At 57.4% G+C, this 25,875-nt stretch carries 21 protein-coding genes; 12 read left to right on the top strand and 9 right to left on the bottom strand.

Translation table 11 applies throughout. From position 1 onward, the window contains the following. Window positions 1-121 precede the first annotated feature (121 nt). From VFX97_11305 to VFX97_11295, 3 genes are all read left to right on the top strand, one after another. Window positions 122-3,379 (top strand): ATP-binding protein, encoded by a 3,258-nt coding sequence (locus tag VFX97_11305; protein HEX5703778.1) that lies wholly within the window; start codon window positions 122-124, stop codon window positions 3,377-3,379. A gap of 87 nt (window positions 3,380-3,466) precedes the next feature. Next, window positions 3,467-4,366, top strand: coding sequence for a pseudouridine-5'-phosphate glycosidase (locus VFX97_11300; protein ID HEX5703777.1), 900 nt, complete (start codon window positions 3,467-3,469; stop codon window positions 4,364-4,366). Between the two features lie 365 nt (window positions 4,367-4,731). Beyond that, entirely contained in the window at window positions 4,732-6,438 is a 1,707-nt protein-coding gene (locus tag VFX97_11295; protein ID HEX5703776.1) for an ankyrin repeat domain-containing protein, read from the top strand. Between the two features lie 87 nt (window positions 6,439-6,525). On the opposite strand, the gene VFX97_11290 is transcribed toward VFX97_11295, so the two are convergent. Continuing rightward, window positions 6,526-7,551, bottom strand: coding sequence for a methyltransferase (locus tag VFX97_11290; protein ID HEX5703775.1), 1,026 nt, complete (start codon window positions 7,549-7,551; stop codon window positions 6,526-6,528). A 142-nt stretch (window positions 7,552-7,693) separates the two neighbouring features. On the opposite strand from VFX97_11290, the gene VFX97_11285 reads away from it, so the two are divergent. Further along, window positions 7,694-7,843 carry a hypothetical protein gene (locus VFX97_11285; GenBank protein ID HEX5703774.1) on the top strand — a complete coding sequence of 50 codons (150 nt, stop codon included), beginning with the start codon at window positions 7,694-7,696 and terminating at the stop codon, window positions 7,841-7,843. Window positions 7,844-8,091: 248 nt separating this feature from the next. On the opposite strand, the gene VFX97_11280 is transcribed toward VFX97_11285, so the two are convergent. Continuing rightward, entirely contained in the window at window positions 8,092-8,853 is a 762-nt protein-coding gene (locus VFX97_11280) for a tetratricopeptide repeat protein (GenBank protein HEX5703773.1), read from the bottom strand. 157 nt (window positions 8,854-9,010) lie between these two features. Here VFX97_11280 and VFX97_11275 point away from each other — a divergent pair, with 157 nt between their 5' ends. Beyond that, a complete protein-coding gene (locus tag VFX97_11275) occupies window positions 9,011-9,634 on the top strand; it encodes a hypothetical protein (protein ID HEX5703772.1) in 624 nt (207 codons plus the stop codon). Between the two features lie 80 nt (window positions 9,635-9,714). Here the strand turns inward: VFX97_11275 and VFX97_11270 are convergent, their stop codons facing one another. From VFX97_11270 to VFX97_11255, 4 genes are all read right to left on the bottom strand, one after another. After that, a complete protein-coding gene (locus tag VFX97_11270; protein HEX5703771.1) occupies window positions 9,715-10,473 on the bottom strand; it encodes a DUF72 domain-containing protein in 759 nt (252 codons plus the stop codon). Window positions 10,474-10,480: 7 nt separating this feature from the next. Further along, window positions 10,481-11,062: a hypothetical protein gene (locus VFX97_11265; protein ID HEX5703770.1), complete on the bottom strand. Its 582-nt coding sequence runs from the start codon at window positions 11,060-11,062 to the stop codon at window positions 10,481-10,483. A gap of 12 nt (window positions 11,063-11,074) precedes the next feature. Then, window positions 11,075-11,788, bottom strand: coding sequence for a VIT1/CCC1 transporter family protein (locus tag VFX97_11260; GenBank protein HEX5703769.1), 714 nt, complete (start codon window positions 11,786-11,788; stop codon window positions 11,075-11,077). Window positions 11,789-11,935: 147 nt separating this feature from the next. After that, window positions 11,936-12,208 carry a TMEM165/GDT1 family protein gene (locus VFX97_11255; protein ID HEX5703768.1) on the bottom strand — a complete coding sequence of 91 codons (273 nt, stop codon included), beginning with the start codon at window positions 12,206-12,208 and terminating at the stop codon, window positions 11,936-11,938. Window positions 12,209-12,322: 114 nt separating this feature from the next. Between VFX97_11255 and VFX97_11250 the strand changes: the two genes are divergently transcribed. Beyond that, entirely contained in the window at window positions 12,323-16,078 is a 3,756-nt protein-coding gene (locus VFX97_11250) for a protein kinase (protein ID HEX5703767.1), read from the top strand. A gap of 61 nt (window positions 16,079-16,139) precedes the next feature. On the opposite strand, the gene VFX97_11245 is transcribed toward VFX97_11250, so the two are convergent. Beyond that, entirely contained in the window at window positions 16,140-16,373 is a 234-nt protein-coding gene (locus VFX97_11245; protein ID HEX5703766.1) for a hypothetical protein, read from the bottom strand. A 158-nt stretch (window positions 16,374-16,531) separates the two neighbouring features. Here VFX97_11245 and xseA point away from each other — a divergent pair, with 158 nt between their 5' ends. The 4 genes from xseA (at window position 16,532) to VFX97_11225 (ending at window position 20,015) form a co-directional block, all read left to right on the top strand. After that, window positions 16,532-17,965: an exodeoxyribonuclease VII large subunit gene (xseA, locus tag VFX97_11240; protein HEX5703765.1), complete on the top strand. Its 1,434-nt coding sequence runs from the start codon at window positions 16,532-16,534 to the stop codon at window positions 17,963-17,965. A 57-nt stretch (window positions 17,966-18,022) separates the two neighbouring features. Then, window positions 18,023-18,754, top strand: a complete 732-nt coding sequence (locus tag VFX97_11235) for a hypothetical protein (protein ID HEX5703764.1) — start codon at window positions 18,023-18,025, stop codon at window positions 18,752-18,754. A gap of 66 nt (window positions 18,755-18,820) precedes the next feature. Next, window positions 18,821-19,081, top strand: coding sequence for an exodeoxyribonuclease VII small subunit (locus VFX97_11230; GenBank protein HEX5703763.1), 261 nt, complete (start codon window positions 18,821-18,823; stop codon window positions 19,079-19,081). Between the two features lie 22 nt (window positions 19,082-19,103). Beyond that, the gene (locus VFX97_11225) at window positions 19,104-20,015 is read left to right on the top strand and encodes a farnesyl diphosphate synthase (GenBank protein ID HEX5703762.1); all 912 of its coding nucleotides are present in this window, start codon (window positions 19,104-19,106) and stop codon (window positions 20,013-20,015) included. Window positions 20,016-20,076: 61 nt separating this feature from the next. Here VFX97_11225 and VFX97_11220 read toward each other — a convergent pair whose 3' ends face one another. Continuing rightward, entirely contained in the window at window positions 20,077-21,129 is a 1,053-nt protein-coding gene (locus VFX97_11220) for a hypothetical protein (protein ID HEX5703761.1), read from the bottom strand. A gap of 220 nt (window positions 21,130-21,349) precedes the next feature. Between VFX97_11220 and VFX97_11215 the strand changes: the two genes are divergently transcribed. After that, window positions 21,350-21,919 (top strand): hypothetical protein, encoded by a 570-nt coding sequence (locus tag VFX97_11215; protein HEX5703760.1) that lies wholly within the window; start codon window positions 21,350-21,352, stop codon window positions 21,917-21,919. Window positions 21,920-21,950: 31 nt separating this feature from the next. On the opposite strand, the gene ttcA is transcribed toward VFX97_11215, so the two are convergent. Next, entirely contained in the window at window positions 21,951-22,799 is an 849-nt protein-coding gene (ttcA, locus tag VFX97_11210) for a tRNA 2-thiocytidine(32) synthetase TtcA (protein HEX5703759.1), read from the bottom strand. Between the two features lie 140 nt (window positions 22,800-22,939). Here ttcA and VFX97_11205 point away from each other — a divergent pair, with 140 nt between their 5' ends. Continuing rightward, window positions 22,940-25,696 (top strand): carboxypeptidase regulatory-like domain-containing protein, encoded by a 2,757-nt coding sequence (locus VFX97_11205; GenBank protein HEX5703758.1) that lies wholly within the window; start codon window positions 22,940-22,942, stop codon window positions 25,694-25,696. Window positions 25,697-25,875: the final 179 nt, after the last annotated feature.

Below are 25,875 nucleotides of genomic sequence, written 5' to 3'. Positions count from 1 at the left end.
TAAGAAAGAAAAATCTTCTCATTCTCACCCGGCTTCAGCCGGGTGAACAGTCGGGCATTATTCCTATTGAACCGTTTCAACGGTTTTCCCAAAAGCTGTTTCAAAGGAGAACGTTCCAAGAGTGAAACCGTTGAAACGGTTAGGAAAAAAGATTGGCAGCCCATTCACCTGGCTGAAGCCAGGTGAGAATGAAAGTCGAGTTGCTGCTCATCATCTGCTTTTGGCGGTTCTGCTCCTGCTCACTATCTTCGGCTCTCTGCTGATTGAAACGCCCTCCCTCACGGTCGGGCTACTGCCCCGGGTGTTTTCCCAAAATCAGCCGCCGCCCGCGCAACCACAGCCAAGTCCGACCCCTTCGCCCACGCCGACACCTTCTCCTTCACCAACGCCGCCGCCAAATTTGCATCAGTGGGGTGCGCTGACTTCGTTCCACGGATTGCCTTCGGATCGAGCGCGGGCGATTGCGCAGGAGAAGACGGGCGTAACCTGGTTTGCGACCGATGGCGGGCTGGCGATGTTCAATGGTCGCCGAACGCATGCGGTTATTGCGGAAGGTTTGCCGAAGGGCCGAGTGCTGGCCCTGAAGATTGATGATTCCGGAGCGATTTGGATTGGCACGGACACCGGCGCCGCCTGGATGGCGAATGGAAAGGCCCACCCGATTAAAGAAACGTCGGGCAAAGCGATCACAACCATCGTCACACGCGACCGTGACCACGTTCTGATGGCGAGCGAGAATGGCCAGATTTTTGACTGCCGGGTACAGCTTGGCGCGGTGAGCGAGATGAGGGCCGGCGAGGGAGTCCCGCAAGTCAGTTTTACCGTGCAGGCAATTCCAACTGAACCACTCCAAAGCGCCGACAAAGATCAGCCCGGGCCACTGAAAATTACCAGCCTCGCAATGGTTGGCGACAAGCTGTACGTGGGCACGCACAGTCGCGGTGTGCTGGTGATCGAAAACGGCGACGTAAAGGAATTGGTGAGCAGGCCGCGGAGCTTTTTCATCAACGCGCTGGAAACGGACGCGAAAGGACGATTGTGGGTCGGCGCGCGCGGAGGTAAGGAAGAAAGCGCGATCTTCGATCAAAGCGACCCGCTCAAGCCGGTGCGAGCAAACGCTCCGACGGGTCCCGTTACGGCAATCGCGCGCGGCGCCGGCGAAGACATCTGGGTGGCGACTGACGGCCGCGGAGCATTTCACCTGCGCGACGGCAAAATAATCGAGCGGTTCACCTTTGTCGGCACGGGGGGCGCGCTGCGTTCCGATCATGTTTACGGCGTCTTCATCGACGCCGAGGATGTCGTCTGGTTCGCCACCGACAAAGGCGTCTGCCGTTACGATCCGAATGCCGCCCGGACAGAAGCCATTGCCAACGATGCTAACGCGAATTACGTCCGCGCGCTTTGGCACACGTCAAAGGGGAGTTTGCTCGCCGGAACAAATGCCGGACTTTTCATGCACGACGCAGCGGAAAGCGCTTGGTCGCCGGTTGCCGATGTCGGCCGGCGAATCGTTTACGCCATCAACGAAGACAACTCAGGCCGCGTGTTGATTGGCACGTCCAGCGGACTACTGGCTTCCTCGAATCGCAACGAACTCGCGTTTGCACGTGTCTCGCCGTCGAGCAACAACCTGCCCGAAGGCGACAGCGTGCGCGCGATCGCGAACGTTGACGGCGCGACTTACATTGCCACTTACGGCTACGGCGTCGAGAAACTGGCTGGTTCACAACGAACGTTCGTGTGGCCGGCGCCTTCGACCGACAATCGTTTGCGCGAAGTGACGGCGCTCGGTCGCGATCCGATTGGACGGCTGGTGATTGGAACAGCCACCGCTGGAGTTTTTTTCTGGGACGGAAAAGAAGCGCGCACGGAAACAGCGCTCGAAAGACTGAAAGGCGACGCAGTTTGGTCGGCCCTGGCGGACAGTGATGGGCTTTGGTTGGCGAGCGCGCGCGGTCTTTTCTTTTACAAGTCAGGAGAGCTGCGCGAGCTCGCGCCCGGGGTACAAGCCCGCTCTCTTTTTCCGAGTGCCGACAATTCCCGGGCCGGACAGGTCTGGTGCGCGACAGTTGGCAACGGACTCCTGCGGGTCTCCCTCGACGATCAATTCGGCGCGGTCGTTTCGCGTTTCGACATCGAGCAGGGACTGGCGTCGCAGCGGGTGTTCGGCGTGGTCAGCACCCGCGACCAAAATGGCAGCGAACGGGTGATCGCGGCGACGAATCGGGGAGTAGTGCGCTATCAACCGAGTCGCGGCACGCCCACCGTTCTGCCTTCACGGGTCATTGGCCAGAGGATTCACCAGCAAAGCGAACTTCCAGCGGGACTTCATCTCGATTATCCGCAGAACAGTCTGCTCCTCGACGTCACGGCGATTAGCAGCCGCACTTTTCCCGAGCAGTTTCAGTACGCGTTCGCTTTGTACGACAACACGGGAAAAATTATCCGCCAGAAGCTTTCGCAGGACTCACAATTTCCTATGGAGCAGCTGAGCGCAGGCAAGTACAAAGTAGTCGCGCGCGCATTCACGAAAGATCTGACGCCGGCCCTTCCCCTCTCGTTTGAATTTACCGTCGCGCGCGCGCCATTCCCCTGGACCTCGACGGCGCTCGGAGTTCTCTTGCTGCTGGCGCTGATTGCCCTCGTGTGGGGTTACGTGCAGAACCGGCGCATTCATCGGACGAGTGCGGAACTCGCCGGAGCCAATCGCGAGCTGGCGGACGCGCGCCTGCGACTCGCGAACGAAACGGAAGCTGAGCGGCGTCGCATCGCGCGCGATCTCCACGATCAGACCCTGGCGGATTTGCGCCATCTCGCGTTGCTCGTCGATCAGATACCGTTGAACGCCGCGACGGCGCGTCCGAATCGAGCGCCCTCAGCTCCAAATGCTTTGCGCGCGGAGATTGAATCGATTTCACACGAGGTGCGGCGCATCTGCGAAGATCTGAGTCCATCGGCACTCGAAAATGTCGGTTTGTCGGCGGCGTTGCAGTTCGCGCTCGCGCATGCGGTTGAGCAAGCGGCGCCTGAATGTAAGTTTGAATACGATTTTGTTTGTGACGACGCGATCGAGGAAAAACTTCAGCTGTCGCAGAGCACCCAGATCCAGGTTTATCGAATCGCACAGGAAGCTTTGAGCAATATCTGCCGTCACGCTAACGCGAAGCGGGTGAAGATGAGCGCCGGCATCGCGCCCGGCAATCAGTTCGAGTTGCAAATCGAAGATGACGGGCGCGGCTATGATGAAGCGGACGCGCGCAAGAATTCCGGCCGGGGTGTGGCCAACATTCGCACGCGCGCCAGCATGATTGATGCCGATGTATCGTGGGCAAAGCGCAACGGCGGCGGAACCGTGTTCTCACTGCGCAAGAATTAGTGTTCTTGTTACCGAATAATACCGTTTAGAGACGGGCTACCGCCCGCCATCGGTCGGGCAGTAGCCCGACTCTAACCTATCCAGCTAATGCGTTCTGACTTAATCAAGATTGCCGCGGAGGCAAAGGCAGCGCTTACCGCGAACAATCCCGTCGTCGCGCTCGAGTCCACCGTCATCGCGCACGGCCTGCCGCGGCCGCAGAACCTGGAGACGGCGCTTCGTCTGGAAGAGATTGTGCGTGCGGAAGCCGGTGTTCCGGCAACGATTGCCGTAATTGACGGAAAGCTGTGCATCGGATTAGATGCCGCGCAACGCGAACTGATCGCCACTGCAGGTGGCGTGAAGAAAGTCAGCACGCGCGATCTCCCCATCGCCGTGGCGCGCCGGTGGAATGGAGCGACGACTGTTGCGTCAACTATGTGGATTGCTCACCGAGCCGGCATTCGCGTCTTCGCGACCGGCGGTATTGGCGGCGTCCATCGTGGTTCGCTGTCGGATGTGTCCGCGGATCTGCCGGAGCTGGCGCGCACGCCAATGATTGTCGTTTGCTCGGGCGCAAAGATTGTTTTGGATTTGCCGGCGACGCGCGAGTGGCTGGAAACGCACAGCGTCACAGTCGTCGGTTACGAATGCGATGATCTGCCGGCCTTCTATTCGCGTCGCAGTGGCTTGCCGGTTGATGCGCGCTGCGATTCGCCAGAGGAAGTGGTCGAGATTTTCAACGCGCAGCGAGAACTCGGGATGGAATCAGCATTGCTCGTGACAGTGCCGGTTCCCGCCGCAGCAGAAGTAGACGCGGATCTTTTGCAGCGCGTACTCGACGAGTCTTTGGCGGAAGCGGAACGTGAGCAAGTCGCGGGTCGCGATCTCACGCCGTTTCTGCTGGCGCGCATGGCTGAGCAAAGCGCGGGCGCGACCTTGCGTGCGAATATTGCTTTGCTGGAAAACAACGCGCGGGTGGCGGCGCAAATCGCACGCGCACTTTAGTTCGGTGCGCACACGCGCATGCTCACCTTGATGCACAAACTCATTCTTGCTCGAATCGAATTCCAAGTTTTCATTTCTGCACCTCGCCGCTACAATTTTTCGCATGGCCCTCCAAATTTCTTTTCTTCGCTAACAACCCAGAGCGAACGGCTGCGCATCTCAGCGACAATCCGTTGCGACTCTCCAGGCTCGTGATTGCGCAAGTCCGAACGCCTCCTCAGGTTCGTTTATTTTTCAAGGGCAAGCTAAATGCCGGAACAGAAATGTCCGGTTGAAGGTCTAAGTCTGCATTAAGACAAGGAGCCTCTCCCCAGGTTCAACCCAATTCGATTGCGTGAGCTGTCGAGCGTTGAAGGAGCGTAGCTATGCCACAGTCAATCCATTCTTTCGATCGAATAAATATTCCTGCGCCTTGCGACGCCGATTGGGATTCAATGATCGGTAACGATCGGGTGCGATTTTGCGAGCACTGCAAACTCGACGTCACCAATCTTTCTGCTTTGACCAGACCCGAAGCGATGCGTCTTGTCGAGCGTGCCGAAGGACGACTATGCGTGCGTTTTGTGACGAGTCCTGGCGGACGTCTGCTGACGAAGCAGCTTCCGCGCAAAGTGCATCAGATCGCCCGGCGCGCCTCGCGAATTGCGGCCGGAGCTTTCAGCGCGACGCTCACCTTGTCGAGCGCGGTACAGTCACAGTCGGGAACCGGTTTTGAAAGCCCGCGCCAAACACCCGTGGCAACGGCGGTCGCCTTACCGATCGCGCACGAAGCCACCATTGCCGGCACCGTCAGAGATCCAAACGGAGCAGTCGTCATGGGAGCCAGTGTGATTCTGTCCAGGAAAGGAAGCGGCGCAGCCTTCGTTTGCGTGACCGGCGAAGATGGTTCGTACAAATTCTCGCTGCTCGAACCCGGGCAGTACACGTTGATTGTTGACGCGGCAAGTTTTGCTCCAAAAGAGCCGATTGAGATCGAACTGCCGGCCGCATCCACCAAGACCGTGGATCTTGCCGTCGAGGTTCCTCAGATTCTGGAAGAAGTGCAGATTGTAATGGAAGAACGCCAGTTCGAAACCGTCACAATGGGAGGAATCCGCATAAGCCAACCGGCTGATCCTCTAATTAAAGCTGCCTTCAATGATGACCTGGCAGCACTTGTCGAGCATATTCCCGGCACCATCGACATCAACGCGAGCGACAAAGCAACTGGCACCAGCGCACTCGCCTACGCGATTGCGAATGGCAATCTCACTATGGTGAACATTCTGATCTCAGCGGGCGCCAGTCCGAACAGCGCGAACCAGGAAGGGGAAACGCCGCTGATGCATTTGCGAAACGCGGCGCCGGTCGAGTTTGTCCAGAAGCTGATCGAAATGGGCTGCGATGTTAAAGCTCGCGACAATTCGGGCCGTAGTGTACTCATGAAGCTGGTTCGCTCAAGTAATCTCGCGGTCGTGAAGGAATTGATTGCCGCAGGAGCAAAGGCGGACGATAGGGACAACCACGGCATTACCGTCCTGATGAACGCGGCGGAAAATCAGGACGCTGACGTTCTTAGATATTTCGTCAAACGCGGCGTACCGCTGGATCGAGCGAACGATGAAGGCGCGTCGGCGTTGTTGATTGCGGCGCGCGAAGGCCGTGGCGAGAACCTACGGCTCCTGATCGATGCAGGCGCGGCGGTTGATTTGGGCCAGAGCGATTTGAATTCAGCTTTGGTTCTTACTGCCCGGCACGGCGATGCCCGCACACTCAAGTTCTTGCTCAAACTTGGAGCAGAGGCAAATGCAAAAGATGACGATACAACCGCGTTGATGTTTGCCGCTGAATACAGTACGCCGGAAGGAATCAAGGCGTTAATTGACGCGGGCGCCGAAGTTGACGCGGTGAACCGCAACGGCTGGACGGCTTTAATGCGTGCGAATGAGGTTGAGCATGTGCGCGTGCTATTGGACGCCGGCGCAAACATGGCCATCAAGAACAATGACGGAAACACGGTCCTGGCGATGGCCATTCGATATGGACAGGAAGAGGTTGTTCAGCTTCTGAAGTCTCGCGGTGCGCCGGAATGAAGCTCGCCAGTGTCGGAAGCTCGCTGGCCACGGTCGCGAGCCTCTCAAAAGTGTCCTCACCACAATCGAGCTTCCGGCACTCTCTTCTTACGCTTTGACGCCTTCAATCACACTGAAAGGTGATTCGGTCGGGACGATGCGCGTGAGGCGGAATCCGGCGGCTTCGTAGAGCTGCCGAAATTCTTCTTCGGTGCGTTCGCGGCCGCCGGTCATCACCAGCATGTTCAGGTCGATGAACTTTGCGAAGTGCATTTCGTCTCCGGGCGGGACGACTGCATCCACCAGAATCAGTTTGCCGTTCTCAGGCAGCGCGCGATGACAGTTCTTCATGATGGCGATCGACTGCTCGTCGTTCCAGTCGTGAATGATCCACTTCATGATGATCGCGTCGGCGCCTTGCGGCACGGCCTGGAAGAAATCTCCGCCGACAACTTCGCATCGGTCCGCGGCGCCTGAGTCCGCAATCTTCGCGTTTGCGCCTGCGACCACCTGCGGCGAGTCGAAAAGAATTCCGCGCATGTTCGGATTTCTCTTCAGGATCGATGTAATCAATCCCCCGTGACCGCCGCCGACATCAAGCAGGGTATTAATTCCGGCAAAGCTGTAGGCCGCGTGTAGTGCTTGTTCGGCCTGGGCCGTCATGCCGCTCATCGCGTCGTTGAAAATCTTTGCGTTCTCTTCATGCTTTGCAAAGAATTCCCAAACCGGTTCGCCGAAGGCCTTGTCGAACGCGATTTCGCCGGTGCGCACGCTATGCATCAGCTCGCCCCAGGCGGGATAGTGCTCTTCACCGAGTTCAGTCATGGCAAAAGCCCGGAGCGATCCCGCCACGTCACTGCGCAACGTCTCTGACAGTGGCGTGTTGCCGAAGCGGTCGCCCGTTTGCGTCAACACATCGACGGCGGCGAGCGCGCGCAGAACCCGAAACAGTGACGGCGCGTGCGCGCCGGTGGCCGCGGCTAACTCGCCGGCTGACTTTGGTCCGTCCTTCAGCACGTCAGGAATACCGAGCTTGGCGGCGACGTAAAGGCAACGCGAAACCCAAAATCCGGAAATCAGTTGCAGCATCTGAAGCGGTGGCGGAATTTCTTTAGTCATCACAGTAGCGTTCATGTTCACTCCCTTGGTCTTTGGTGGCGGGCGATGTTAGCCAAACGGGCGCGTTGCGGCAAACTCGTTCGGGTTGAGTTGGCCGGATGTGTTAAGCTCTGGCGCTCGTTCCAACCAATCATCAATAGATTTCAGGAGAGAAATCATGGCTGACGATAACACCTGTAAGAACCCGCCCTGTTCGTGTCCACGGCCGGAAGACGGCAAGTACTGCAGCGCGTCTTGTGAAGGCACCGGCGACACAATCGAGCTCGATTGCGATTGCGGGCACGAAGCTTGTGGCGGAAATTTCTAGGATTCTTTCTCCCTCTCTCTTTGGGAGAGGGCCGGGGTGAGGGAGCGGAGCTTTAGCGGGCCCGCCTGCCAATCCAGCGAGGCTTCGCCTCCGCTTAACGGGAGCCGAGACGCCCGAATCAGTGATTCTTCTACCTACGACAATCCGCGAGGCGAAGCCTCGCGTTGATAAGTGGGTTTATTGCCGCCGCTAGAGATTTGCTCCCTCACCCCAGCCCTCTCCCAGTGGGAGAGGGAGCCGCATCCCAGTTACCGCGGGCGTTTGGCGATCATGATCGCCAGATGCTCAGCCATCGCCGGATCCAACGCGCGAAGTTTCTGCTGCTGCTCCTGCGCCTTTTTCGTATCTCCAAGCATCAGGTAGGAAAGCGAAAAGTTGAAGTAGAACGACGGGTCTTTCGGCGCCAGGCCGATCGCCTTTTCGTGAAACGGAACTGCTTCGCGCGGGCGCCCGGATTTTGAAAGCGACACGGCGAGACTGTCGTAGGCCAACGCGAACTCGGGAAAATCTCGAATCAGAATCCGGTAAATGAATTCCGCATACTTGAACTGCCGCAGGCGATCATAGGTAACGCCCACGTTGTAGCGCGCTTTCAAATACTTCTGATCGACCGCGACTGCTTTCTGAAAAGCTTCGAGGGCCGGCCGGTACTGTTTCAGCTCGCCCAAAGCTTCCCCCAAATTGTTCAAGGCTTCCGCAGACGCAGGGTCAAGGGCAATCGACTTTCGATAAGCCGTCGCAGCTTCCGGAAACCGGCCCGTCATCATGTAGACGTTTCCGACGGCCAGATGGGCTGCGGCAGCAATGCGCGGGGAACTCGCAGCGACGACCGTAATCGTCTGATACGCTTTAATGGCGTCGTCAAAGCGGCCCTGCTGTTGAGCAACCTGCGCGACACGCGTCAGCCGTTGAGCTTCTCTGACCGGATCCGCGGTTGATTGGGCCAGAGGGGACCCGGCACACAGCGCAAGCAACCCGGTGACTATTAAAGATTTTTGCAGGAAGTTCATTTGAATCTCAGCGGATTAGGACCGCGAAAACGACCTCTCCTTAACCAGAAAAGAGATAATTTGCGGAAAATCTGGGAATGTTTTCCCGATTGGTAGTGTTAATATACCGGTAATCTTTCAATTCAAAACCAGCCGCGTCAACAAGGAGGCGCTCCGAATGACCAGAATTTTTCTCTTGCTCCTAATCGCCGCGATTTGCGCGCCGTGCGCTCTCGCGCAGGATAAAGACTACTCGTTTTATGAGTTCTACATTGGTTACGCTCACCAGCGCTCTTTCAACAACGCGAACCATTTCGATCGATCGGGCAGCGCCACTTTCAACGGCGCGCGCGTCAACTTCGCGAGCGAGCGGACCAGCTACAACGGCTTCACCGGTGAGTTCAATCAGAACGTGCACCGCAACGTGGGCATCGTCACCAGCTTCACGGCCGGATTTGACGACACCGGTTACGTTGATCGGAATAGCGGCCGGGTCTTCAATGCGAGCGTGCAGCGTTACGATATTATGATCGGGCCACGCTTCAATGCGCGAAACCGCGTCGCGACCCCGTTTGCGCACGCCTTGTTCGGCATTACGCACATCCGCGCGAACTTCGACGATCGTCTGTCACCGCACAAGAAGGCTGATACGGCATTCGCGATGGCGTTCGGCGGCGGCGTAGACATCCACGCCGGCGAGCACATCGATGTCCGGCCGATCATGGTGGATTGGGTGCCGACGTACTTTAACGGCAAGCGGCAGGACAACTTCCGCGTCGGCGCGGGCGTGAAGATTAAATAGCTCGGGCATTAAGATTGAGTAAAAAGGAAGTCAGAATCGCGACCTGTCGGGGTAGCGGGCGGTTGTAGATTGGGCAAAGTTCAACCACCCGCATCCTGCACCCCACGCGGGATGCCCGCGTGGGGACCCCGCGCCGCAGGTGGTTCTGACAACGCTAAAAACTGCGCCGCCAATTTCGGTCCGACGCCTTCGTCTTCATGTTTGAAAAAGATGAAGGCGTCTTTCCATTTCTGCTCCTGCACACGCTTCATCCAATCCCCCAACTCCTGATCTGAATACGAAGTCTTGCGCAAACGCAGGTAGCCCCAGTCTCCCGTGTTGGTGATTGACGTGAGCGGCTTCTCGTCTGTGTCCGAAACGACTAGCGCAAAATTCTTCTGTCGCAGAAGGTCGAGCGTTTCGTCGTCGAGCCACGACTCGTTACGAAACTCGAAGGCAGCGCGCGTCGGCTCCGGCAGACACTCGAGAAACTCGCGCAACCGTTCCAGATCCTTTTTCGAATTCGGCGGAAGTTGAAATAACACGACGCCTAATCTTTCTCGCAGCAATGACGCCGTCTCGATCAGAAACTTTGTTTCCTCAGCGCAGTTCTTCAGGCGTTTAATGTGGGTGATGCGCTGCGTGGCTTTGATCGAGAAGCGGAAAGTCTCGGGAACCTGATCTCTCCAATTCTCAACCATGTTCGGCTGCGGCATGCGATAGAAGGTGTTGTTGATCTCCACGGCCGGCAGGCGGCGCGAGTAATACGCGAGCATCTCTTTCGCCGGCAAATCCTCCGGATAGAAATTGCCCTTCCACTCTTTGTAGCTGTAGCCGCTGGTGCCGACGTAGAGGTTCATCGTTGACTCAGTGTTTAATTCTGTATTGGGTCGATCTGTCGGTTGGCTCCTCATCAATGGGAAAAGGTTGCGAGATAAATGTCTTTTGCCCGGCCGAGTTGTCATCAGTATCGAACAGCGCGTGCGCCACGAACCGTGCATTGTCGCCGACCCGAAGTCCGTCCGTTGCTGCCGTCGCCTCCCAGTCCACGATTCGGACTGACTGCCCTGGCCATAGCGTTGAAGAAACTAGCGCTTCTTTCGGACAATCGCTCGCTTTAAGCGAAATTATTTGTTTCCAATCTGCCGCGCTTGGGTCCCACCTTTCTAATTGATATCGATAGACGATCTCGTAGTAAGGCGAGATGTCACTTCCCTGCTTACAGCCCTTCAGGCTTATCGGCAGAAGGCCATAATTGAAAACATCGACCGCGTACATTGAATTGATTCCCGGAATGCCGATATTCGCGGGATCTCTCAGTAAGTGAGTGTGAGCTCCGTAAGCCACAAAGTGTCCGGCGGTCGAGCGATGCCACAACTCAAAGGCGCTGATGAACACAACTAGCGCTATGAGCGGTACTGCTAACCAACGACGTGTGATTTTTGCCATCTCGCGGGCGTGTCAACCGCCAATCAACCGCGCAATTCCGTAAGCCGCTCCCGCCGCGACGCTCCCAATAAAAGCCGTTTGCAGAGCGCTGCGCATCGGCCGGGTGCCGGTGAAGCGACCCTTGATGAAGCCGAAAACAAACAGCGCGATCAACGTTAGGCTCACGGAAACTAACAGCGCCGTGGTTACAGTTATGATCTGGAAAACCGATGCAACGACGTAAGGAGAGAGTGGAATCAAGCCCCCCACGGCATAGGCGCCTCCGATCGTCAACGCACTGGCCAATGCACGTTTCGGATCAGGTTTTTCCAGGCCCAGCTCGAAACGCATCATGAAATCGACCCACTTCCTCGGATTCTTCGAGAGCGCTTCGACGATCGGTGCGCTCTCTTTGTCACTCAAGCCGTAGGATTTGAAGACCTGCGCGACTTCGCGCATCTCTTCGTCGGGGATCTCTTTAACTTCGCGCTTCTCGCGCTCGCGCTCCTTCGCGTAATGCTCCGCGTCGCTCTTCGCCGCGAGATAACCACCGAGGCCCATCGCGATCGAACCGGCGGCAATCTCAGCAAAGCCCGCGGTCACGATAATGTTCGCCGAATCAATTGCGCCGGTTAAGCCCGCGGCCAGCGCGAACGGCACGGTTAATCCGTCCGCCATTCCGATCACCGTGTCGCGAACAGTCTGCCCGGCCGTGAAGTGTTTTTCCGTGTGTGGTGTCTGGGGCATTGCGGTTGTTGCGCTTAATGCGCGATCAAAAAATCATTTCCATTTTTCATTTTCCATTTGTCAGCGGGCCATTCGCAAAAACGCGGGTGCCAACGCGCTCAAATAAATGGCAAATGAAAGATGTCATATGACAAATGGAAAATGTTCTTAGAACTTCCCAAGGAGTATCAAGACACCGATTACAACAAAGGCCGCACCCGCCACGCGCTTAATCCAATCGAGCGGCAGGTAATGACCGAGCGCCGTGCCAACCAGAATGCCCACAGCGGAAACTGCTGCCAGCGCCAGCGACGCGCCGAGAAAAACTTCCCACGGCCGTTTCTTGTCGGCCGCCATGGTCATCGCGGCGAGTTGCGTCTTGTCCCCCATCTCTGCCAGGAAAATGATGCCAAAGGTCGTGAGCAGCACGCGCCAGTCCATGTGAACTCCTTCCAATCTCGCCGTGGGCGGTCAAACATTGATCGCGGCAAATCATGTAAGGCACAATCGCATCTGTCAATCACTCGCGCCGCCAGTCGTTTCCATCGCCGGGCCATGGTCGAAGCAGCTAAAGAATTTCGCGGGACTGAACGCTTCAGTCTGCGCCGCAAACTCGGCGCGGGCGGAATGGGCGTCGTCTACGAAGCAATCGACCGGCTGACCAATAAACCGGTGGCGTTGAAGACTTTGAATCGCGCCGAACCGGAGCACATTTATCGTTTGAAGCGCGAGTTCCGCGAGCTCGCCGACGTTTCACATCCGAACCTGGCCGCGCTTTACGAGTTGATGTCGTCCGGACGTCACTGGTTTTTCACGATGGAACTCGTGCAGGGCGTCCAGTTCATTGAGCACATCAGACGTCAAGGCGAAGGCGAAACCGGCGAAGGATCTTCCACGCTTCGCCGGGGTGATGAGCGGGCGATCTTAGAGGCCAATACCGTCGAGTTCGACAGCTCTGATGTTCTGTTTGAATCGGGCGAAATGTCGGTCTCTGCTGAATCGCCGGCCTCCTGGACGCCGATACCTGAATTTGATGAGCTGCGTTTGCGTTCAGCGCTAAGGCAACTTGCCGAGGGTTTGCATCACCTGCATGAAGTCGGAAAGCTACATCGCGACATCAAACCGTCGAACGTGCTCATCACGGACGAAGGGCGCGTCGTAATTTTAGACTTTGGTTTGGTCGAAGACGTTGAACCCGCATCGCGCGACACCCTGCTCGTGGGCACGCCTGATTACATGTCGCCCGAACAAGGGGCGCAACTGCCAATCTCAAAAGCCAGCGACTGGTACAGCGTCGGCGTGATGCTCTACGAAGCTCTCACCGGCCGTCTTCCTTTCACCGGAAGATTCTTTGAAGTCGTGATTCGGAAACAAACGCGCCGGCCTATTCAGCCCATCGAGATCAACCCGCGAGTTCCGAATGATCTCAACGAACTCTGCATGAACTTGCTGCGCCGGCGGCCCGAGAATCGTCTCAAAGGCCGCGCCGTGCTGCGGTTTCTCAAAGCGAGCCGATCCTCTTTCGCGGTGTCCGTTGCAGAAACTGCGTTTGTCGGGCGCGAGCGGCAGCTTCGGGAACTGAATGATGCGTTTGGCACCATGCGCCGCGGCCAGGCGGTCTCAGTTTACGTGCGCGGGCTTTCCGGGATGGGCAAGAGCACGCTCGTGCAGGCGTTTCTCGAACAGGCGAAAGAGAATTTTCCGGACGCGCTGATTCTTCAGGGCCGCTGTTACGAGCGCGAGTCGGTTCCGTACAAGGCGCTCGACGGCGTTGTCGATAGCCTCAGCAAATACCTGGCGTCATTGCCACGCGAAAGTGCTGAGGCTTTGGTGCCCCGTCATGCACGCGCGCTGGCGCGAAGCTTTCCCGTACTCCTCCAAGTGGATGCCATCTTTGACGAGCGCGCGGGGGCTGAGACGGGCGATCTATTCACCTTGCGCCGCCACGCATTTGGCGCGTTACGAGAGATGCTGACCGCGCTCACCCGCCGGCAGCCACTGATTATCTGGACCGACGATTTGCAGTGGGCCGACGACGACAGCATCAGACTGTTGGAAGACCTGCTGCGACCACCCGATGCGCCACCGCTGTTGCTCATCGGAGGTTTTCGCGCTGAAGATTTCGAGACAAAGACTTTCCTTAAGCAGTTAGTGCAAAACGCCGGCACTGAATCCTGTCGCGAAATAGTTCTCGATCGTCTGTCCAACAAAGAAGCTTCAGAGCTCGCTGCGTCACTGCTTGCCGCCGCGAAAGTCGAGGGTGACCTCTTCGTAAAATCCGTCGTGGCGGAAGCCGCGGGCAATCCGTTTCTGGTCGAACAACTCTGTCACTACGTTTCGATCGCTGAACGGGCGGGCGAGACCGGGGTCAGTCTGGCGACGATGCTCGAAGAACGCATCAGGCAACTACCCGAAGGGTCGCGCGGGCTGCTCAATGTGCTCGCAGTTGCGGCGCGCCCGGTGAACCAGGACGTCGCCTTCGCGGCGTGCGGCGCACAGCAGCACGATTTACAGATCCTGAACGCGGTGCGCGCGGCGGAGCTGGTTCGCACGGGCGGCACGGCTTACGGAATCGAGCTTCATCACGATCGCATCGGCGAGACGCTGCGGGCCCTGCTGCCCGATGCGGACCGAAAGCAAATTCATCGGCGGCTGGCGCAAGCGATTGAAGCTCGCAGCTTTGACGATCCGGAAGCCCTGTACCACGACTATCTCGGGGCAGGCGAACTTGCGCGGGCAACTTTTCATGCGGAAGCCGCGGCGCGAAAAGCGGCGAGCACTTTGGCTTTTGATCGAGCCGCGCTCTATTTCCGGCGGGCGATTGATTTGGCGCCGGCGGGGACTGACGTTGTCGATTTGAAGATCGCTTTGGGAGATGCTCTGGCCAACGCGGGACGACCGGCCGAAGCGGCCGCTGAGTTTCTTGAAGCCGCGAAGTCAACCGCGCCCAGACGCGCGCTTGAGTTGCAACAACGCGCCGGCGCCCAGTTACTAATGGGCGGGCACGTCGAGGAAGGACTCGCTGTTTTCGAGAAGGTCTTGCAGGCCGCAGGATTCAAATTACCGAAAGGTCCCAAGCGCGCGTTGTTGTCGATGCTGGTGCGGCGCGCGTGGATTTCGATGCGCGGACTGGATTTCACCGAGCGTGACGCGGCGGCCATTTCAGAAGCTGAACTGCATCGCATCGACATCTGCTGGTCGGTCGCGGCCGGCCTGGGGGTAGTCGATTTGATACGCGGGGCAGAATTTCAGAGCCGGCACGTGCTGTTAGCGCTGCGCGCCGGCGAAGTCTATCGCGTCGCGCGGGCGATGACTTTCGAGACCGTGCAGATGGCTACGCGCGGTGGACCAGCCATTGCGCGCGCGCGGCAGCTTGCAGATCAAACCGAAGAGCTGGCGCGACGCTCAGGACATCCACACGCACTCGGCCTGGCGATCTGGGCGCGCGGACTAAGTGCATATCTGATCGGCCATTGGAAAGAAGCGGCTGAGTTGTGCGAACGCGCGGCTGAGGTGTTGCGCGATCAGTGCACCGGCGCGGCCTGGGAGCTGACCGTGGCCCACCGTTTCATGCTGACGTCGCTAATGTTTCTGGGCGAGCTGACTGAGGTGGCGCGGCGAGTGCCGCAGTTACTTTCGGTAGCGCTTGAGCAGGGAAACATTTTTGCCGCCACTGACCTGCGTACGCGGCTCAATCCAATCTGGCTCGCGACCGACGATCCCGACCGTGCGCGCGACGAGGTCATCGCCGCCATGACCCAATGGCCGCGCGAAGGTTTTCACCTGCAGCACTACACATCGCTCGTTGCCCTCGCGCAGATTGAACTTTACACCGGCGATTTCGAAGTCGCGTGGAAACACATTGACCAACAGGTTAAGCCGCTGGAAAGATCCCTGCTGCTGCGCACGCAGGGCCTGCGCATCGACATGCTGCATCTGCGCGCGCGCCTGGCGCTGGCCAGCGCGTTTGGCCGAGAGCGCGACGAGCGTTTGCGCATCGCCGGGAACTGCGCTGACCGCATCGCGCGAGAGGACATGCCGTGGTCGAATCCGCTCGCGAACTTCACTTACGCCGCGCTCGCGAAGCAGCGAGGCGACACTTCACGCGCGGAAGCGTTGACGAAGCAGGCGGTCGATGGCTTTGTAGCGGCGGATATGGCTCTTTACGCAGCGGCGGCGCGCCGGCGGCTGGGCGAACTGCGCGGTGGCGATGAAGGACGGGAACTGATCGCGCAATCGGAAGAATGGATGAGTAAGCAGCAGATCAAGAATTCCGTCGCCGTGACGAACCTAATGGCGCCGGGGTTTTGAGGGTACGCACGCCTCCGGCGTGCTTCGCATCAGCGGCACTCCGGAGGCGTGCGTACCGACCTTATAATCTCCCGACATACTCCTTAAAAATAATAACGGCCAGCACGACGTCGATTACCGCGAGAGCAGCGCTGAAAAGGTTCGCTGACTCATCTACAAACCACACTAACCCGACATACGCGACGACCGCGATCGCGACCCAAACAACAACCTGTTTCCAGGAGAGCTCTTCCAGGTAGACTCCGGCAATAAGCAGCACTATGAAAAAAACGATTGCGATTAGGAGTATGGGCATCGAAGGCTTGAATCAGCTGGCTACGGATTTCAATCATCGCGTCAGCGACCAGGTGATTATACGCTGGCTCCGCGTCTCCCGCGGAAAAATTAGTCACAGTCTGACACTGCATGGCGAATGAGTTATGATCCGGCGCGCTTTATTGGATTCCGACGCGCATGCAGCAATCGCTTCTCGCATCTCTGTTTGAAGAAACTGAACGCCTTCCCTTGAGCGTGTCGGATTTGACTGCGTCAATTCGCGGCACACTGGAAAAAGGCTTTGCGTCAGTATGGGTTGAGGGCGAGATCTCAAACTTCCGTCCCCACACGTCGGGGCACTGGTACTTCACTCTGAAAGACGAGTTCGCACAGTTACGCGCGGCGTGTTACCGCAGCAGCAATCAACGAATTCGGTTTCGCCCGGAAGATGGACTACAGGTTCGCGCGCGCGGCCGCATCAGCGTGTACGAACAAAAAGGCGAATACCAACTGATCGTCGAGACGCTCGAGCCGGTCGGCGCCGGCGCTTTGCAGTTGGCGTTTGAGCAGACGAAGAAGCGTTTGCAGGCAGAAGGTTTGTTCGCGGCGGAATTGAAACGCGTGATTCCATATTTTCCCCGCCGTATCGGCGTCGTCACGTCATCGAGCGGAGCGGCGGTGCGTGACATCATCAACGTTATCTCGCGCCGGACGCGCACGGTGCATCTGTTGTTCGCGCCCGCGCGGGTGCAGGGCGAAGGAGCGTCGCATGAGATTGTGCGCGCGATCAGGTTCCTAAACGATCACCATGCACGCGCGAAACGTGATGGCCGCGACGATGCGACGATCGACGTGCTCATCGTGGGCCGAGGGGGCGGTTCGATTGAAGACCTTTGGGCTTTCAATGAAGAAGCGGTGGCCCGCGCAATTCGCTCGTCGGCGATTCCGGTGATTTCGGCGGTAGGCCACGAAACGGACTTCACCATCGCCGATTTCGTAGCGGACCTGCGCGCCCCGACGCCTTCAGCCGCGGCAGAATTAGTCGCGGCGCATGAAGAACAGCTTTGCACGACGCTCGATCAGTTGGTCAGCGGCTTGCGCAGGCTGGTTAACTTTCGCATCGCGGCTGAACGTGCGCGCGTGCAGGAGCTGACGTTTGCGCGCGGCTTTGAAGAAGTCCGCGCCCGGCTGCGCGATGCCCTGAAGAGCGTATCGACGAGAGAAGATCGTTTGCGCGAGTCTATTGCGCGGGTGTATCAAACCGCGTTTCGGCGGCTCGACGCTGCGGCGCGGCTGCTGTCGCCCGCGGAGTTGCGGAGCCGCACAATTAAACAACGCGCGCGCTTTGAGAGGCTGAATCAGGCACGCATTGCGGCGATCATGTCGAGGATGGAAAGCGCGCGCAGCCAATTCGGCGTCGCCGCGGCCGAGCTCGATGCGATGTCGCCGCTGCGAACTCTGGAACGCGGTTACGCCATCGCCCAGAATGCGAGCGGAGTGATCGTGCGCGAGGCGTCCGCCGTTTCTCCCGGCGACGAACTACGCGTTCGGCTTTGGAAGGGCGCGGTGGATTGCCGGGTTGAGAGTGTCAGTACCCCGAGCGATAGCGAGGGGATCAAAACAGAACGTTGAATTGATGATCCGGTCGCTACCGCTCCCGGTACTGACCTGATACCGTTGCCCAGACGCATGAAAAGTAAACGTAATCGCATCGTCATCGACCTTAACCAGCCGCCACCACCGGGTTGGCGCCCGCGCGCCAGGAAATCCGGACGACTGGGTCGAATTCTGGGAATCATCGGCGTCATACTTCTTCTTCTCCTCATCGGCGTTGGCGTGGGCGCGTTTTTCTGGTGGCAGCACCTCAAGTCAAAGCCGGCTTACACGCTCGCGTTGCTGGTCGATGCGTCGCAACGTGATGACCGTGCGGAATTGGATCGCATTCTCGACCTCGACAAAATTTCCGAAGGCTTTGTTTCGGACGTGCGGTCGCGCGTCAGCGGGACTTCAATTCTTAACAGCGTGGTGCCGTCGCAAATCGATCAGATCGTTTCGAATATCACGCCGAAGTTGAAAGAGACACTGCGCGAGGTCTTGCCGGCTGAGATTCGTCGCGTCACTGAGCCGGCCAAAGGCAAACCTGTTTTTCTCGTCGCGTTGGGCGCGTCGTATTTCGCCACGATCAAACAGGACGGCGCCAGCGCCACTGTCGATCTCAAGTTCAAAGACGAGCAGATTCAACTTACAATGCAGCAGGCGGAAGACCGTTGGCGAGTAATCGCGATTCGCGACGACCGTCTGACGAACATAATCGCGGACACGGCGAAGAAGGGTTTGTCACAACGCGGCTCGGACGTTCAGGACGACATCATGCGCCGTTTGCGAGAGCTGCAAACACCGTCGCCGAGCCCGTCGCCTTAGTGGCACAGACTTCAGCCTGTGATTCCGCCGCTGACAAACACAGACTGAAGTCTGTGCCACGAAGATATGAGCAACAACAACGCGCCAAACTTTGAAACGTCGCTGGAAGAACTCGAGCGCATTGTGCGTGAGCTTGAGCGTGGCGATCTGCCTTTGGAAAAAAGCCTCGAGCTTTTCGAGCAGGGCGTAAAGCTTTCGCGCGCGTGTCAGGAGCGACTGAACGAAGCTGAACGCCGCATTGAGATCCTGACCCGCGACAATCAGGGCCGGCCCACAATCCGCCCGTTCGATGTTGAGAGTGAACCAGCATCGAAGAGCGAGGAGTAATTTGGCGATTATTTCTTCTTCTGTGTCCTCTGTGGTTAATGCTTCGACAATCAACGCGAAAGAATTTCTCGTTTCCACGCGCTTACTCGTCGACACGGAACTCGATCAGCTAATCCCCAAAGAGACAGCCGACCCTGCTCGGCTTCACAGCGCCATCCGCTGGAGTGTGTTTGCGGGCGGCAAGCGCTTTAGGCCCGCGCTGGTGCTGGCGGTGGGCGAGACGTTCGGCGCCACCAGCGATCAGTTGCTGCGAACGGCGTGTGCGTTCGAGATGATTCACACCTACTCGCTGATTCACGACGATCTGCCCTCGATGGATGATGATGATCTGCGGCGCGGGCGTCCGACTTGTCACATCAAGTTTGGCGAAGCGACGGCAATTCTCGCCGGCGACGCGCTGCAAGCGCTCTCGTTTCAAACGATCGCGGAAGACAAAACCCTTTCGACCGAGATTCGCGTACGAGTCATTGCTGAACTTTCGCGTGCGGCGGGCACGCCGAGCGGGATGGTCTCAGGGCAAGCGCGCGATCTGGATGGAGAGGCGCAATCAGTAGACGCGACGGCACTCGATCAGATCCATCTGCAAAAGACGGGCGCGCTGATCTGTGGCGCCGCACGCTGCGGCGCGATTATCGGCGGCGCGAACGATGAAGAATTGGAAGCGGTCACCGATTACGGTCGAAACCTTGGGCTGCTGTTTCAAATCACCGATGATCTTTTGGACGTGACGGCAAGCGCCAGCGCCATGGGAAAGACGCCGGGCAAAGACGCGCGCGCCAGTAAAGCGACTTACCCGGCGGTCCACGGTATCGACGCGACCCGACGTCAAATTGATATTGTGCGCCGCTCCGCCTGCGATGCGGCGACGAACATCAATCGGCCTGCCGAACTTCTGATTTCGATTGTTGACTTGATTGCTGATCGTGAGGCGTAAATGTGAGCTTTGGGTTTTTTGTTTCCTCTCCCTTTGGGAGAGGGATCCGACGCACTCCACATCACGCATAGGCCGCGTAAACACTCTTCACCTTTTCCAAAAACTCGCGACGATCGATGAGGTAGTAAAGCTTAACGGGTTCAGAGACGATCTCATCCGGCTCAGGCTGGACCGGTTTGGTCTTGCGAGACTTTGAAGCTCTCTTGGCCGGCTTTTTCTTCGAACTCTTAACCCGGTCGCTACCGCTCGCGGTACTGACTCCTTTTCCTTTTGCGGCCCTCCTGACTGAGTCGGCGTTCGCCCACTCGTGAGTTGCCGCCATGTGATCGACAACTCGCTCGAACACTTCACCCGGATCTGTTTCGGTGATTCCGATGCGGTCGAGGTAGCCGCTGTAGCGCAGACGACGGAGCAAATCCATCAAAGTGAGCCGGCCTTCCAGCGTCAATCCGCCATGTGTGTGGGAACGGCTGACAAGGTATTGGATGAGAATCGCTTCGCTGTAGAGCTGGGGCGCGAGAAACAGCCGCGCGCCATCGCGCTCCCAACCTTCGGTCAGTCGGGACGAGCGACGCACCGCGCGCGCCCCTTCAAACACTTCCGCCCAATTCGTTTTCGGATCGCGGCGTTCCAGATAGCGTCGCGTCGTTTCGATCAGCCAGGTTTCGTCTTGCAATTCAACATTCATCCCCAAAGTGTCGAGCCACTCGAAGAACACGGCCCGTGAGTCGGATTTCTTTTCGACCACAACAAACTGTTCGCCGGCGGTGGGAAGTTTCTTGATCAGCGCTCGTCGGGCGGCGTCGGTCGTCTTGCCGCCTTCGATGCAATAGGTGTCGAAACGCGCCAGCCAACGCTTCGCGGAACCGCAGTAAGGACAATGTGGACTCTTCTCGTCGCTGTCGAAGTACGGACGCATCGCGCCGCGGCTGGTGAGCTCTTCGACGGTCGGCGTGTGACGCTTCACTTCTGAAAAGGCTGTGCGCGGCGCCATCTGAAGTTGTTTGGTGAAGATATCAAAGATGCAGGCGAGGCAAACGAACGTTGTGTATTCGGTGACCGTTCCGGACGGAAATGCCGACAGATCCAGTTCGCGTTTTTTGGTCGTCACCATCGGGCCGATTTAATCACAAACCCGGTGGCCAGTCATGCAGTTGGCGGCTTAGGCGGCGACGATGAAGGTACTTCATCGTCGGGCTGAGGGAACGCAGAATCAAATAGTTTTACTCAATTGGCCGCCTGAGAAGATTATCAAGTCGCAATATTTGTCCGCCTCCTTTTAAGGTAAGCTTTTCGGCGCTGAACCAAGTCAAAACTGAACTTCGGAGGTGTCTATGAAACGCGGTAAACAGGGATGGATGTGGGTGTTTGTTGTCGTTCTGCTGGGGGTTGCTGGTGCGTTCCAACAAACTCACGCGCAAGTAATGCAGGTCAGAGGCACGGTCACGCTGAAGCAGGCCGACGGAACCGAAGTTCCGGCTACTAATGGGCTAAAAATCGTGTCGGAGACCAGCATCGTTACAGGACAAAATTCCAGTGCCGTGGTGAGTTTGGGCAAGCTGGGACGCGTTGAAGTGTTGCCCGAAACGACGATGAAGTTAAGTTTTGACGATTCGGGTTACACGGTGGAAATGCTTTCATCGGGCCGGGTGCGTTTATCAACTTCATCGGGCACGAGTGCCACGGCGACTACTAATGACGGCACCGTTAAGGCTGTCAGCCCTAATCGAGCGGAGTTCCTGGTCGACACGACTTGCGGCGATACGTTGGTATCAGTCTCAAAGGGCACGGTCGAATTGCGGGCGGGAGACACGGTGAAACAGATTGCGGCGGGTGGTCAGGACACCGCAGGCACGGCAACGCCTGGATGCACCCGACGTGACATTTCTACTGTTAAGCCTTGAAGTGTCCAGTTGTGCTGGAGCGCTCGCGGGTTTATGCGATCGCGACGAGTGCAGGTTCGTTGTCCGTGTGGCCCAGAACGAGATCGAGTTCGGCTTCGACATTGCCGGTTCCGCTGGAGAGATTCTTAAAGTCGAAGAGATTTGGGTCGAGCAGGTGAGTCGGCACCGCTTTGCCAAGCGCGGTCAACATCGACGCGCGAATATTCGGAATCTCTTTTTCCAGGTCCGTGATTAGCCGTTCGATGCGCGCGCGTTTCAGGTTAGGCTGCGACCCGCAGAGATCGCAGGGGATGATGGGAAACTTCATTTCGGACGCGAACTCGGTAATGTCGCTGGCACGACAGTAAGCCAGCGGGCGAATGATCGTGTTACGTCCGTCGTCCGACCGCAGCACCGGCGGCATCGCTTTCAAAGTACCGACGTAGAAAACGTTTAGCAGAAACGTGGTGATGATATCGTCGGCGTGGTGGCCCAGAGCAATCTTGGTGCAGCCTTCCTCGACTGCGATGTTGTAAAGAATGCCGCGCCGCAGACGCGAACAGACTGAACAGTAAGTCTTTCCTTCCGGCACCAGCCGCTTCACGATTGCGTAAGTGTTCTGCTCGACAATACGAAATGGCACGCCGCGTTCGCGCAGATAATTTGGCAAAACTTCAGCCGGAAAGTTCGGCTGCTTTTGGTCGAGATTAACCGCCAGCAGATCGAAATTTACGGGGGCGCGCTTCTGCACATCGAGCAGTAAATCCAGCAGCGTGTGACTGTCTTTGCCGCCCGACATGCACACCATGACGCGGTCGCCATCTTCGATCATCCCGAAGTCTTCAATCGCCTCGCCCATGCGGCGCAGCAATTTCGTCTTGATGCGACTCTCAGCAAACATCGGCCTCAGAATGCCACGCTGCGGACGCGACTGACAAACGGGCCAACGCGAATGTATACGCACCGAGTCAACGTGAGCTAGAATGCGCCCGTTGAAATCCTCTCTGACCGGCAAATTACACGTTTGACTCGAACTGAACTATGAAAGCCTCAAATCGACTTAAAACCCCGTTCGTTCTGTTGCTCTTATGCGCGTTGCTTCCCCTTTCGTTCGCCCACGCCGCAGGCGGGCGACTCGAAGGCAAGGTCACCGATCCTAAGGGCGCAATCGTTGCAGGCGCAACGGTTACGATCATCGACACGCTAACGAATCAGAATTTCACGGCGGTCACTGACAAACAAGGTCGGTACAAATTCGAGGGACTGCCGGCTGGAGTTTATTCGCTGGGGGTCTCAGCCGCCGGCTTTAGTGACGCGCGCAACGACGACCTCAAAATTGAAGAGGGCGCGGTAGTGACGCTGGATGTGAAATTAGAGATTGCCCCCATCGAAGCAACAGTCACGGTGACGAACGTCAAAGCCAACACTGATCCCAACTATCAGCAATTGCGCCAACAGGCAAGATCAAACGGCGATTTTGGCGGACCGTTCGCGACGGTCACTAATCTGGTGATCAAGCGAGATGCCGGAGCGTTCACTTTGAAAAGTGGCGAGATCTATTTTACTCCGGCCGTCAACGACCGCATCTCGGGCGCGGTTTTCTTTGGCGAAGGCGAGCTGTATCTCACGCCGCCTACGGCAATTGAAAAGCACACGTTGTCTTTGTTCACGAAAGAACCGGAAATCAAGGAAGCGTTTACAAAGTTGGTGCTGCATTTTACCGACAAGACCTTCGACGAGATCAAAGCGTCGCCGCAGGTCACAATGTCCACCAATGGTGCGCAGGCTGCCCGGGCACAAGATGCGTATCGCGAAAACCAGGCCCTTCTGCGCCGCACGTTGCGCCGCAATGTCGACCTGCGCAAGCTGATCGATCTTTACAATCCTCAGCGACCGGGATTCTTTACCGCTTTCATCGATGGCAAGCGCTTCAACAAACTCAACTTTCAATATGACCCGCTCGGGATTCCACTCGTTTCTCCAGAGGAAGTCCTGCTCTCGAGCTATGGAGAGTCTGACGGAGGGCTGTGGACGGCTTTTCATCGCGCCGAAGAGTATGCCAAGGGCACCGCTTCAAGCGACGAGGATCATCGGATTTATGATTTGGTCCATCATGAAATTGATACAGTAATTCGCGGCACGAAGCTCACGTCCACGGACAAGATCACGTTTCGCCAATTGGATAACGGTGCGCGCGTGCTGCCGTTCAGACTGTTTCGCTCGATGCGCGTCACGCGCGTGAAGGACGAAGCCGGCCGCGATCTGGATTTCGTTCAGGAAGGGAAGAACGAGGACGCCGATTTCGGTGTGGTCTTTCCGGAACCGCTGCAAGCGGGCAAAACCTACAAGCTGATTGTTGAGTACGGGGGCGGAGACGCGTTGATCGACGTGGGCGGCGGCAACTTCTTTCTGGCAACGCCCGCACGATCTACCTGGTATCCAAATAACGAAGGAACCGCCTTCGGTGATCGGGCGACATTCGATGTCACTTACCACTACCCGAAGGGAAAAACTGTAATCGGCACGGGCGCACCCGTGGCTCCGCCAGCCTCAGATGGCGGAGGTATGACGGTCAAGTGGTCGAGCGGAAACGTGGCCCTGGCAGTCGCTGGCTTTAATTACGGCAGTTTTAAGAAAAAGGAGCTTCTCGACTCGGAGACAGGCTACAACGTCGAGTTTTACGCTAACGAGGAGTCTCCATCGTCAATGCCCAGCCAGATGGGCTCGCCGAACACGACAGTAATGAGCGCGTCAGGCTCGAGGAACACGATAGGAATGGGCGGTGCGATGCTGGCGGACACGCAAAACGCCACGCGCATCTTCAATGCTTATTTTGGGAAGCTGCCTTATACCCGCCTCGCGCTCACGCAGCAACCGGCCGGAAATTTCGGACAGGCATGGCCCACGCTCATCTATATGCCGTTTACTGCTTTCCTGGATCCAACGCAGCGTTATATGGGCACCGGAGGGAATGTTAGAGCTGCGACGAACAACTTTTTTGAATACGTCGCGCCGCACGAGATCGCTCATCAGTGGTGGGGACACATGGTCGGCTGGAAAAGTTATCACGATCAGTGGATGAGCGAAGGCTTTGCCGAGTTCTCTACGTCGCTCTACGTCCAGTATGTCATGCGCGACGAGGGCCGCTTTCTGAAATTCTGGAATGACCAGCGCGGCTTAATCATCGAAGCGCGTCCGCAGACGGCTGACAAGAAACCTTACACGGTTGGCCCGGTCACTCAAGGGTACCGCTTGAACAGCGGAAAGACCGGTGGCGTCGCGCGGTTCATGATCTATCCCAAGGGCGCATACATCCTGCACATGCTGAGGATGATGATGTTCGATCCGCGCACCGGCGACCGTCATTTCTCGGCGATGATGCAAGACTTCATCAAGACGCATTACAACCTGGACGTATCGACTGAAGACTTCAAGCGCATCGTGGAAAAGCACATGACCCCGCAGATGGATGTGGATGGAAACCGGCGGATGGACTGGTTTTTTGACGCGTGGGTCTATGGGACTGAAATGCCAAGTTATAAGTTCGAGTACCAACTAGCGGGCACTAGCCTCACTGGAAAAATCACTCAGTCGGGCGTGTCGGACAATTTCAAGATGCCCGTGCCGGTGTACGTCGATTACGGATCGGGCTGGGTCAAGTTAGGCTCGGCCTTTATCGTTGGAAATTCAACTGTGGATTTGGGAAATCAGAAACTGCCGCAAGCCGTGAAGCGGGTGGCGATTTGCTCACGCGCCGACATCCTCGCCTTGAGCATCACTAACGACCGTCGCCCATGAAAGGACATGCGAAACTCGACGGCCAATGGTTAGTGGCCTAATTTGAAGAATTTCCCTTGAACGCCGGTGCCTGCTGTGGTAGTGTGCGCGCCCTCAAGTCAGCGCGGACTCCTCCCTGGTTAAAAGTTTGTCTTGAACAGTTTTCGGAAAACTGTTTGACGCGGTACGAGCGAAGAAAG

This window comes from Pyrinomonadaceae bacterium (genome assembly GCA_036277115.1).
Taxonomy (GTDB): domain Bacteria; phylum Acidobacteriota; class Blastocatellia; order Pyrinomonadales; family Pyrinomonadaceae; genus UBA11740.
Note: the sequence above shows the minus strand (reverse complement) of the source record. Positions and strands in the feature narration are given on the sequence as shown.